The sequence below is a fragment of the uncultured Roseovarius sp. genome, assembly GCF_913054395.1.
GTDB lineage: Bacteria > Pseudomonadota > Alphaproteobacteria > Rhodobacterales > Rhodobacteraceae > Roseovarius.
Genome location: NZ_CAJXIP010000118.1, coordinates 1 through 10220 on the forward strand (window position 1 = coordinate 1; position 10220 = coordinate 10220).

At 60.7% G+C, this 10220-nt stretch carries 10 protein-coding genes; 8 read left to right on the plus strand and 2 right to left on the minus strand.

Annotation, left to right across the window (positions count from 1 at the left end; all coding sequences use genetic code 11):
* On the minus strand, positions 1-1602 hold a 1602-nt coding region (locus QZ522_RS14405; RefSeq protein ID WP_294612962.1), incomplete at its 3' end, for an FkbM family methyltransferase.
* Positions 1603-1787: 185 nt separating this feature from the next.
* Between QZ522_RS14405 and QZ522_RS14410 the strand changes: the two genes are divergently transcribed.
* Complete coding sequence (locus QZ522_RS14410; RefSeq protein WP_294612964.1) at positions 1788-2702, plus strand: hypothetical protein; 915 nt, start codon at positions 1788-1790, stop codon at positions 2700-2702.
* A 31-nt stretch (positions 2703-2733) separates the two neighbouring features.
* On the opposite strand, the gene hisN is transcribed toward QZ522_RS14410, so the two are convergent.
* On the minus strand, positions 2734-3528 hold the full coding sequence (gene hisN, locus QZ522_RS14415; protein WP_294612966.1) for a histidinol-phosphatase: 795 nt from the start codon (positions 3526-3528) through the stop codon (positions 2734-2736).
* Between the two features lie 205 nt (positions 3529-3733).
* On the opposite strand from hisN, the gene QZ522_RS14420 reads away from it, so the two are divergent.
* The 7 genes from QZ522_RS14420 to QZ522_RS14450 form a co-directional block, all read left to right on the plus strand.
* Positions 3734-4741: an ABC transporter substrate-binding protein gene (locus QZ522_RS14420; RefSeq protein ID WP_294612967.1), complete on the plus strand. Its 1008-nt coding sequence runs from the start codon at positions 3734-3736 to the stop codon at positions 4739-4741.
* Between the two features lie 85 nt (positions 4742-4826).
* Complete coding sequence (locus QZ522_RS14425; RefSeq protein ID WP_294612968.1) at positions 4827-5861, plus strand: ABC transporter ATP-binding protein; 1035 nt, start codon at positions 4827-4829, stop codon at positions 5859-5861.
* Complete coding sequence (locus QZ522_RS14430; RefSeq protein WP_294612970.1) at positions 5858-7543, plus strand: ABC transporter permease subunit; 1686 nt, start codon at positions 5858-5860, stop codon at positions 7541-7543. Before QZ522_RS14425 ends, QZ522_RS14430 begins: the two co-directional genes overlap by 4 nt.
* A gap of 35 nt (positions 7544-7578) precedes the next feature.
* Positions 7579-8100, plus strand: a complete 522-nt coding sequence (locus tag QZ522_RS14435) for an XRE family transcriptional regulator (protein ID WP_294612981.1) — start codon at positions 7579-7581, stop codon at positions 8098-8100.
* A 10-nt stretch (positions 8101-8110) separates the two neighbouring features.
* Positions 8111-8731, plus strand: a complete 621-nt coding sequence (locus QZ522_RS14440) for a LysE family translocator (RefSeq protein WP_294612972.1) — start codon at positions 8111-8113, stop codon at positions 8729-8731.
* The gene (locus tag QZ522_RS14445; protein WP_294612975.1) at positions 8732-9103 is read left to right on the plus strand and encodes a GFA family protein; all 372 of its coding nucleotides are present in this window, start codon (positions 8732-8734) and stop codon (positions 9101-9103) included. It begins immediately after the preceding gene.
* A gap of 15 nt (positions 9104-9118) precedes the next feature.
* Positions 9119-10220 (plus strand): FAD-binding oxidoreductase (locus QZ522_RS14450; protein ID WP_294612978.1); only part of this gene is annotated, 1102 nt, incomplete at its 3' end.

Here is a 10220-nt window from a genome sequence, read left to right on the forward strand (position 1 = left end):
CCACTGGCCGTTTTCACTCAAGCTGGTATTGGGTACACCGACAAAGGCATTAACCAAAAATGCGTCGCCATCAATCGCTTGCGCAAAACTGTGTCTTTTCAATCGCTTCTGGAAACTTCGGGCCAAACAGGCATGCTTCAGACTGACGAAGCGCAGAAATTCAAAGCCTTGCCGGGCCAGTTCCGCTTGCAGGTCGCCATAACGCGGTTCGTCCTTGTAAATCGGAAACATCCGCACTTCGGTCTGCACGACCGATGCCTCAGACAGCTTGGACCGGCCATTCTCTAGAATTGTCGTTTCACTCCCCTGCACGTCGATCTTCAGAAAATCCACTTGCGGCACCGCCTCCAGGTCATCAAGCCTGTCTGTTTTCATCATTTCAGAACCAACCTCGGCCATGGAACGCCCAAAACCGAGGTACGCGGCACTTGCAGGGTCGCCGGCATAAAGTGAATTGAAACCGGGGGACCTGAATGAATGGAACACGTGCTCTGCCCCGTCGCCAAGCGCAAATGGCAGGTAGTGCTCTCTTTCAGACTTCCGCGCATTCAACGCCGCCAGCGCCTCTTGCTGCGGCTCGAATCCCACGACCTCGGCATGGCCTTGATCCAGCAACCTTTGGTAAGAAACCTCGCCTTCTATCAACGGGTTAGCCCCAACATCAAGAATACGGACAGGAGAGCCGATGTTCAACGCGGTGAAAAGCGCATTCATTGAAAGTGTTTCCTTTTTTGCGCCTTTGCCGGCTTTTCTGCTCTGGCGGACCGCTTCGGTCAATCTTTGCTTCATCGGATCAGGGGCGGCGTCCAGTACATTTCTCAGCCTGCGTAACGAGTAGTTTTTTGCGCCCGTGGCAATCCGTTCCATGGCGGTGTCAAATGTAACGACCGGATGGAACAACCGGACCTCTGCGGCATTTGCCGCTATCGCCTCATAGAGATGCGGCGGGGTGGGTTCAAAACTGCTTCGGTCAACCTGATGGGGCAACACACTCTCGAGTGAGGCAAACGTAAAGCCTCCGCGCTGAATTGCGCCCGCAAGCATAGCCTCGTCATTCAACCGTGCGTTCGGAAGTTTTTCCAAGGTCTCGCGGCGCAAATCCTTCATGGCCAAGAGGACATTTGCGGAAATGCGGCAAACCGGAAAAATGCATCCCCAAGCAGGATCAAGGCCCAGTTTGGTCAAGTCGCGGAAAAATTCCCTCGGCCTGTCCGTCGGCCCCAGTTGCGCTGCGATTGCCTCGGAGGGATGGCCGTTCATCGCCGCAACAAAGGGGTCGACCCCATTGATGGGCAGGTACACGTCAGATTCGATGAGGCAATATCTGGCAAAGTCCGGAAATCTGTCCGCCGCCAGATAATAACAGAGATCTCCGCAAAACCATCCCCAATCATCCGGCAAACCCGTCAGGCCAATATCAGCCAGCGCCGCTTCGCCAAGCGATATCTTGCGATATGGGGCACAATCAGACAGCCCGCGCCGTTCATCAACAACCACTGCAACCGCTTCTCCGGCGCCACTGAGGCGTTCGGCCAGGATACGCGCCAATGCATCAAATCTCTGCGCCCGAATAACGAAAAGGGTAGCGTTGCTCTTGCCCATTTGCTCTTTTGTTCACTTCCAGACCGCCTCGTCGCAATAGACGGTGCCCGTGCCATCGGGTCAACCGCTTCGACGATCGCATCGGCAACATATTCGCCATTGAAGGCTTGGTTGGCAAATGAGCGCACGTGATCCTTGCTTTGCAAAACCGGCCTTAGGACACCGGCAACGCCTGCACCTGTCCTATGCGCTTGAAAAGCAATGCGCGCTGCTGCATTCTCGCCTTCATTGAACAAGAGTTGCCTGCAACTCATGACCATGGCTGGACTAAATTGGCGAATGTAAGTTTCATTTTGTCCACCGGGCGAACATCGACGCAGAACATCGCGGCCATTGCCGCCAATGCTCATCCCGACGCGATCGTCCAACATGAGGGACTTGGCCCAAATTATTTCTCCAGAAGGGTTTTTCGGCGACCAAGAAAATTCGCTGCTGCTCTGGGCGGAAATATCCCCTTGCAACGAAAGTTCATCGAGATCGAGGATGCTTTGGCAAGCGGCACCCCCTATCTGGAGGTCGGCTGGCCAGCCTATGCCTGGCTGCCCTACATCGCCGATCGTTTTGGAAGCGACTTCAAATTCGCCCACCTGGTGCGCAACCCTTTTGAAGTGGCGGCGTCGCTCACCACCCACGGTCTTTTTGCTGATGGGATTCGGCGGGGAAACCGATTTCAACGCATCGCCATGATCGATGTAAGTGATGCGACTGTTTACCATGCGGATATTGCGGCAAACGGTTCCGAATTCAGTCCTTTTGAACGGAACCTGTTTCACTGGCTGGAGTTGAACCAATTCATGCTGGAACAGCATGGTCGGGATGGGTTTCTGGGCCTGTTCCACTTCGAAGACCTGTACAAGGCCAGCGAACCCGCGCTTCCGGCATTGCTTGGCGGGCTCTTGGGAAAAGCAGAACTCGATCTGGTTTCCGCGCCCGTGGATAGGGTCCAGAAGAAGCTGCCGTTCAAAATCAGCGAACCGGATCCGCAACTGGTTCATGCGGTGCTGAACCTTGCCCAACGTCTCGGCTACTCAGAAGAAGCTTTGCTTGGGTCCTTCAGTGTCGACGAGCTGAACCAGCGCTATTCCCGCCTCCGCCTTTGAGCGCGCGCGCCTTGCGTCCAAAATGCGCGCCTCAGTCTGCTGCCAGTGCGGCCAGCGCCTCTGCGTGCAGGGCGGCGCTGGCTGCGGCGATGACGTTACCATCGGACGTCAGCGTCAATGGCTGGCCCGCCCAGTCGGTGATGACACCGCCCGCCCCTTCGATCACCGGGACGAGAGCCATGTAATCGTAGGGGTGCAGGTTCATCTCGAACAACAGGTCGACATGACCGGAGGCCAGCAAACCATAGGCATAGCAGTCGCCGCCAAAACGCCGCATGGCGACCTTTTCCGAGAGCGTTTCATATTGCGCCAGCCCCGCAGGATCAAAGCTGTCGGGGCTGGTCGTATAGAGGATTGCATCGGCAAGATGCTCCTTCCCGCTGGTCCGGCAAGGGGTGCCGTTCAGCAGCGAGGGCTTGCCGCGCTGACCGGTCCAGCGCTCCCTGGTGGGCGGGATCGAGATCACCCCGAGGTCAGGCGTGCCATCGGACAAACAGGCGATCAGCGTGCCGAAGGTGGGCATGCCGGACAGAAAGCTTTTGGTGCCGTCGATCGGATCAATGACCCAGATGTGCGAGGCCTCCAGCCGCGCACCCTCCTGTTCCTCGCCGAGAATGCCGTGCGACGGAAAAGCCAGCGTAATCTGGCGCCGCATCTCCGCTTCGATGGCACGGTCGGCCTGCGTGACAGGAGAGGCGTCAGCCTTGGATTCGATGTCCAGAGGTTTGCGGAAATAGGTCATTGCCATCGCATCTGTCGTATCGGCCAGAGTGTCCGCGAACTGTGCGTGCCGGTCCGTTTCGGGGAGGGTCGTGAAAGTCTGCATAGAATTTCCTCAAATGCGGGATCCGGCGGGCTGTGAACATCCGCTTTGAAAATTAATTGTAGACAAATGCCACAAAAGCGCAAGACTACACAAATAACCCCAGACTCGAAAATCGGTCAGGGCAACCAGAACGGGTCTATCAAGGGCCCGCAGCTTTCCGGATACAGGTCCGGGCCAACAGATGTAGACCAACAAGGAGATGACGATGAAAACCTGGATTCAGACGACCGCGCTGTCGATGGCAACCCTCGGCCTCGCGGCACCGGCGCTTGCCGATGAACTGACGGTATACACCGCGCTGGAAGAAGAAGAGATTGCGGCCTACGTCGAGGCCGCGCAGGCGGCGATGCCTGACACCGAGATCAACGTGCTGCGCCTGTCCACGGGCAAGCTTGGCGCGCGGCTGCTGGCCGAGGCCGGCAACCCGCAAGCCGACGTGATCTGGGGCTGGGCCGTCAGTGCAATGATGGACCCGCAGATCCTCGAGATGCTAGAGCCCTACTCGGCCAAGGGCGTCGACGTTCTGCCCGACACGTTCCGGGGCGCAGATGGCAAGTGGTTCGCGCCTATCGGTTACATGGGCGCCTTCTGTGTGAACACCGCGCGGCTGGAGGAAAAGGGCCTGCCGATGCCGACGAGCTGGGCCGACCTGGAAAATCCGGCCTTCAAGGACGAGATATTGATGCCCGATCCGAACTCGTCCGGCACCGGCTATCTGCATGTGAACGCCGTGCTGCAAAGCATGGGCACAGAGGCCGGCTGGGCGCAACTCGAAGCCGTCGATCCAAATATGGCGCAATACACGTCGTCCGGTTCCAAGCCGTGCAAGTCGGCTCGCGTGGGTGAATACACCGTCGGGATATCGCTGGCCTTCACCGCGATGCAGTCGATCGAGGAAGGCTATCCGCTGGCAATGGTCTTTCCCGAAGGCGGCGTGGGCTATGAACTGGAGGCCTCCGGCCTGATGGCAAGCTCGGACAACAAAGAGGCGGCAAAGGCCTTCCTTGACTGGACGATGTCGGATGAAGCAATCGGCCTCTACCAGACCTACAAGGCCCTGATCACGGTGCCGGGGGTCGATGCCTCCAAGGCCGCAGAAGCAGCAGGCCTGCCCGCCGACATCTCGACAGTTCTGGCGAAGGTGGATTTCGTCAGGGCCGCGACCGATCAGACCGCCGTGAAGGCACAGTGGAAAGAAAAGTTCGGCCGCTGAGCCGGAATGCGGGGCGGCCCCGGTCGCCCCGATACTTCGCGAGCCGTCCGCCGGCCGTGCAAGCGCCAAGGAAAGCAAGACCCCCATGTATCTGACCGTCCGGGACGCCACCAAAACCTACGGGACCTTTACCGCGCTCGATCGCGTGTCGATCGAAATCGAGAAGGGCGAATTCGTTTGCCTGCTCGGCCCGTCAGGATGCGGAAAGACGACGCTGCTTCGGCTGATCGCCGGGCTGACCGATCTGGACGGCGGAGAAATCACGCTTGAGGGGGCGACACTGTCTGACTTGCCGACGCGCAAGCGCGGCTTTGGTATCGTGTTCCAGTCTTATTCGCTGTTTCCGAACATGACAGTGGCCGAGAACATCGGCTACGGGCTGAAGATACGCGGCGCGCCGAAAGATGAAGTCGCAACGCGGGTGAAGGAACTGCTGGCGCTGGTGAAACTGCCGCAGGTGGCCGACAATCTGCCCGGTCAGCTGTCCGGCGGACAACAGCAGAGGATCGCACTGGCGCGGGCGATTGCCGTCGACCCTCGGGTTTTGCTGCTGGATGAACCGCTTTCGGCCCTGGATGCCAAGGTCCGCGCCACCCTGCGCGACGAGATCCGGCAGGTGCAGCGCTCGCTTGGGATCCCGACGCTGATGGTGACACACGATCAGGAAGAGGCGCTGGCACTTGCAGACAAGATCATCTGCATGAACCACGGCGTCGTTGTACAAGCCGGCACGCCAGAGGACCTCTATCATCGCCCCGCCACGCGCTTCGTCGCGGAATTCATGGGGATCAGCAATCTGCTCCCGGCCAGCGAGATCGAGCGGCACTTTCCCGACCTGCTGACGACCCGGCCCTCTTCTGATGAGCCATACCTCGCCTGCATCCGGCCCGAACAGATCGGCGTGACCCCGGCCAAAGACGGCACGGCCACCGTGCGCAGCATCAGCTTTCTGGGCAACCTGCGGCGGCTGGAAGTGGACAGCCCGGCCGGGCCTCTGCTGGTCGAAACGCACGGCGGGAATGCCTGCCGCGCAGGCGACCGCGTAAACCTGAGCATCGAGCCGCAGGCCTGCACCTGGGTCATCGACGACGCAGCGCGGCCCGAGACAGCCCCGGCATGAGTGTCGCAGGGCACACAACACGCCACCCGGCCCGCCGCCGGTTCGACGCGGACCGCCTCTTGACGCTCGCCTGTGTCGGGCTGCCGCTGATCGGGCTGATCCTGTTCTTCGCCTACCCGATGGCGATCGTGTTCCTGCGCTCCATCACGGTAGACGGAAGCTATGGGCTTGGAAACTATGCCGAAGTGCTCGGGTCATCCGGTTTCTGGCGGGCCACGCGTCATTCGCTGGTCATGGGGGGGGCGACCACGGCACTAAGCGTTTTTCTCGGCTTCATCATCGCGCATGGCCTGTATCGCTGTGCCTTCCCCGGCAAGTGGCTGATCCGAAGCGTGATCGTGTTGCCGCTGCTGGCGCCGTCACTGGTGCAGGCGCTCGGGCTGATCTTCCTCTTGGGGCGCAACGGCATCATCAGCCGCGCGCTTGGGATCGAGATAGAGATCTACGGCTTCTGGGGCCTGCTGATTGCCAACACGCTCTATGCTCTTCCACAGGCCGTGATGATCATCGGCGCGGCGCTGATCCTGCTGGACGCGCGCACCTACGAGGCCGCCGAGGTGATGGGCGCGCCGCCCTGGCGGCAGTTCCGGGACCTGACCATTCCCGCCGCGCGCTTCGGCATCCTGAATGCGGCCTTCGTGTGCTTTACCATCACCATCACCGATTTCGGCAACGCGGCGGTGATCGGAGGCGATTATTCGGTGCTGGCGACAGAGATCTACAGCCAGGTCGTCGGCCAGCGAAACTTCAACATGGGTGCCGTGGTCGGCATCATGCTGCTGCTGCCCACCGTCATTTCCTACAGCATCGAACGGCAGGCCATGAAGCGCCAGCAGGCGGGCCAGACCACCGGACAGGTGGCCTACCGTCCAGAGTTTGCAGCGCTGCGCGACCTGAGCATGGCGGCCCTGTCGCTGTTGATCTGCGCGGGCATCCTCTCGGTGATCGGGATCGTGGTCTACGCCAGCTTTGTCACGCTGTGGCCCTATAACATGACCCTCTCCCCCAAGCATTACGACATCACCCTGGCGGGCGGGTATTCGTCGCTGTGGATGACGATCGTCATTTCGCTGGCGGCGGCGGCGGGCGGGACAGTGGCGGTGTTCCTGTTGGGGCTGGGGCTGCGCCGCCTTCCCCAGGCCATCGCGCAGCCGATCCAGATCCTTGCCGCGATGCCCGCCGCCGTGCCGGGCATGGTGCTTGGACTGGCCTATATCCTGACATTCAATTCCACGGCAACGCCGCTGTACCTGCTTTACGGAACTGCCGCGCTGATCGCCATCGTCAACTTCTACCACTACCATACGCAGGCTTTCCTGACGGTGATGACCGGCTTTCGGCAACTGCCCGAGGCGCTGGAAGAGGCCGCCGGAAGCCTTGGCGCCGGACTTGGCCGCACCGCGCGGGACATCGTCGCGCCATTCATCGCGCCGATGCTGGTATCGGTCTTCTTCTTCCTCTTCATGCGGTCCATGGTGACTCTGTCGGCGGTGGTGTTCCTGACCACACCGGACCTGAGTGTCGCCGCCGTGACCATCATGCGGCTGGACGATGCCGGGCTGACCTCGCAGGCGGCGGCGTTTTCCACCTGCGTCATGGCGGTTGTCTGCGCGGCGGTACTCTCTATGAAGGCCACGCTGGCGCTGATGGGACGGCGCACCATGGCGAAGGGGGCTGAGTGATGTGGGCAAAGGAGCGCCACCAGCGGATCGTGTCGATGCTGACGGCCAACCAGCAGGTCAGCGCCAACGACCTGGCCGAGATGCTGGGCCGTTCGGTCGGCTGGCTCAGCCAGGTGGAGCGCGACCTTTCAGAGCCCTCGATCAGCGACCTGCGCCAGATAGCAGAGGCGCTTGGCGTGCCGATGTCGCTACTCTTTGGTCATGCGAGCGCGCCGGTCGAAGAACAGGGATATGTGGTGCGCGCGGGGGCGCGGCGCCCGATGGGATCGGGCGAAGAGGGGTTGATCGAAGAGCTTTTGTCGCCCGACCTGACCGATGATTTCGAGGTGATTCACTCGACGTTCAGGCCACACTCGAAGATGCAGACCCCGGCGCAGCGCCCGACGCAGGAGGTGGGCTATATTATTTCGGGGCGGCTTGAGCTTGAGATCGCCGAGCGGCGGTTCACCGTTGGCCCCGGTGACAGTTTCCGGTTTCGCGGCGAGTCCTATGCCTGGGCCAATCCATATGATGAACCGGTTGTGGCGATCTGGGTCATCGCCCCGCCGGTGTATTGAGGGGGCTGGGGTGAACTGGGAAAGCTGGACCGTTTTTGCGCTGTTCTGGGTGGTTTTCGTCACCACGCCGGGGCCGAATGCGGTGAACTGCATTACCAACGGCATGACCATCGGGTTTCGCCAGAGCCTTTGGGGGGTGCTGGCGATCCTGACGCAGGCGGTGTTGTTCCTGTCGCTCTCGGCGGCGGGGATCACGGCGCTTATCGTGGCCTCGCCCGAGGCATTTCACCTGGCCAAACTGGCGGGGGCGGGGGTGCTTGTCTATCTCGGGTTGCGCGGCTGGATCATGGCGGGCCGGCCTGTCAGGACCGATGAGCGCCCCGGTGGGTCGGTCTATTGGCGCGCCTTCGCGATTGCCACGATCAACCCCAAATCGGTTGCCGGATATCTTGCCGCCTTTAGTCAGTTCGTCCAGACCGATGTGCCGATTGCAAGCCAGATGTGGGTGATCTTTCCAACCGCTCTGACGCTGACCTGCCTGAGTTATGTCACCTACACCGCCCTTGGCGCCGGGATCGGCCGGGCCGCGCTTGGCGCCGTGTTCAACGTCTGGCTGCGGCGCGCGCTTGCGGCCTGTTTCATCATCTACGGCGTCCTTCTTGGAAGTGCCGCCACACCGGGGAGAGGGTAGATGCATCAAGGATCATGCCTGTGCGGGGCTGTGAGCTTTTCCGTCACTGCCGAGCCAAAAGGCGCTTCTGTCTGTCACTGCGGGCAATGCCGCAAGCAATCGGGGCATCTCTGGGCCTCGGCCTATGCACCCGAGACCGAGGTTGAGATCACCGGCCCGGTCAAATGGTGCGAGGCCAGCAAGACCGCCAAACGCGGCTTTTGCCCCGACTGCGGATCGTTCCTGTTCTGGAAGGCACATGACGAAGACACCATCAGTTTTGCTCTTGGTGCGCTGGACGGCCCCACCGGGATCAGGCTCGAAAAGCACATCTTCGTCGCCGACAGGGGCGATTATTACGACATCGCGGACGGCGTGCCGCAAAAGGACTAAGAGGGAGTGAGGCAAATGGCGGATTTTCCGGCGACGGCACGGGTCGTCATCATTGGCGGCGGTGCGGTGGGCACCTCGGGGCTCTATCATCTGGCAAAGGCTGGCTGGACCGATTGCGTTCTGTTGGAAAAGAACGAGCTGACGGCCGGCAGCACCTGGCATGCGGCGGGCAATGTGCCGACCTTTTCCACAAGCTGGTCGGTGATGAACATGCAGCGCTATTCGACCGAGCTTTATGTGCGCCTTGGCGCAGAGGTCGACTATCCGATGAATTACCATCAGACCGGGTCGATCCGCCTTGGCCATTCAAGGGAGCGGATGCAGGAATTCGAACGCGCCAAGGGCATGGGTCTTTATCAGGGCATGGACCTTGAAATCATGGCGGCCGACGAGATCAAGGCGCGCTATCCCTTTATCGAGACCCATGATTTGCAGGGCGCCCTGTATGACCCGAACGATGGCGATATCGACCCCGCGCAACTGACGCAGGCACTGGCCAAGGGGGCGCGTGACATGGGCGCGCAGATCCTGCGCTTTACGCCGGCTACGGGGGTGCGGCGCGAGAGTGGCGAATGGGTGGTCGAGACCGAAAAGGGCGAAATCCGCTGCGAATACGTGGTCAATGCGGCCGGGTACTATGCGCAGCGCGTTGGTGAGTGGTTCAAGCCCTATGGCGGGCGCACCGTGCCGATGATGGTCATGAGCCATCAATACATGCTGACCGATGAAATCCCCGAACTCGAGGCCTGGAGCCGGGAGCAGGGGCATAAGCTGCCGCTGTTGCGCGACGTCGATAGCTCTTACTACCTGCGCCAGGAGAAATACGGCCTGAACCTTGGCCCGTACGAGCGCAACTGCAAGGCGCATTGGGTACAGCCAAATGATCCGATGCCCGAGGATTTCAGCTTTCAGCTATATCCCGATGATCTTGAGCGGCTCGAATGGTATATCGAGGATGCAATGGCGCGTGTGCCCCTGCTGGGCACCGGCGGTGTCAACAAGGTGATCAACGGCCCGATCCCCTATGCGCCCGATGGTCTGCCGCTGATTGGCCCGATGCCCGGCGTGCCGAATGCTTTTGAGGCCTGCGTCTTTACCTTCGGCATCGCCCAGGGCG